Annotated in this window: 1 protein-coding gene; it reads left to right on the top strand. The window is 50.2% G+C overall.

Features of this window, described 5'->3' with window-relative positions:
• Positions 1-262 precede the first annotated feature (262 nt).
• Complete coding sequence (gene deoD / locus KDK14_RS11060) at positions 263-964, top strand: purine-nucleoside phosphorylase (RefSeq protein ID WP_257265172.1); 702 nt, start codon at positions 263-265, stop codon at positions 962-964.
• Positions 965-1,158: the final 194 nt, after the last annotated feature.

A 1,158-nucleotide genomic window follows, 5' to 3' on the forward strand; every position in this document is an offset into this window, starting at 1 on the left:
CGTAGCGAGGATGGCAGAAAATTGAGGATAAAAATTTCGTTTTGTGAGGTGAATACGCTAAAGGGCACAAGAAGTGGTGCTATTTGTCGGACAGAACGGAATTTTTAGACCAATTTGCTGCCACTGCATGGATGCAGAAGCAGTTGCCGCGCAGGGCAGTCTATTGCCTCCTGGTAAATCATTTCAATGAGTTATTCCGCATCAGGGAGTAATCCTTGATGTACTTTAATCGTCGTGTTTTATCGAGAACGAGGATTTTACCGTGACACCTCATATTAATGCCAGGCCCGGTGCCTTTGCTGATGTCTGCCTGATGCCCGGTGATCCCCTGCGTGCCAGGCATATTGCCGAAACGTTTCTGGAAGGTGGTGAACAGGTGACGGATGTGCGTAACATGCTGGGCTTTACCGGCACCTATCAGGGCGTCAGGGTATCTGTCATGGGTTCAGGTATGGGTATTCCCTCGGCGTCTATTTATTACAAAGAGTTGATTACCGAATACGGTGTCAAGAGTCTGATTCGGGTTGGCTCCTGTGGCGCTATTTCCAGGGACGTTAAGGTGCGCGACATTGTGATCGGTATGGGTGCCTGTACGGATTCCAAAGTGAATCGCATGCGTTTCAAGGATCATGACTTTTCGGCGATCGCGGATTTCGGGTTGCTGGAAAATGCCGTTAGCTCTGCCCGTGCCATGAACCAGCCGGTCAAGGTAGGTAACCTGTTCTCTGCCGATCTGTTTTATAATCCTGATCCTGCCATGTTCGACACCATGGAAAAGTACGGGATACTGGGTGTAGAGATGGAAGCGGCCGGTCTGTATGGCGTTTGCGCAGAGTTTTGTGCCAGGGGTTTGGCCATTTGTACCGTCAGTGACCATATTCGCACCGGTGAAGCACTGCCACCGGAAGATCGTCAGTCAACGTTCAATGAGATGGTTGAAGTTGCCCTGAAGTGCTTGTTGTAAGGCGTTTGGTGTTCAGCTCACAAAACCGGATATTTCATAAACGTGCTCCCGATCTCGCTTGTCCTTTGCCGCTCTTGGGGAGTTTTGCTGAGTCGACCGTATTCCCCGGTACGGCGCTCCCTCACACAATCCCTCCTGCTTACCACTGATCGTACGTCATGAATCAGCTGCTATAATAAACGGCGATAGTCATG

The organism is Endozoicomonas sp. ONNA2, assembly GCF_024606365.1.
Taxonomy (GTDB): Bacteria; Pseudomonadota; Gammaproteobacteria; order Pseudomonadales; family Endozoicomonadaceae; genus Endozoicomonas.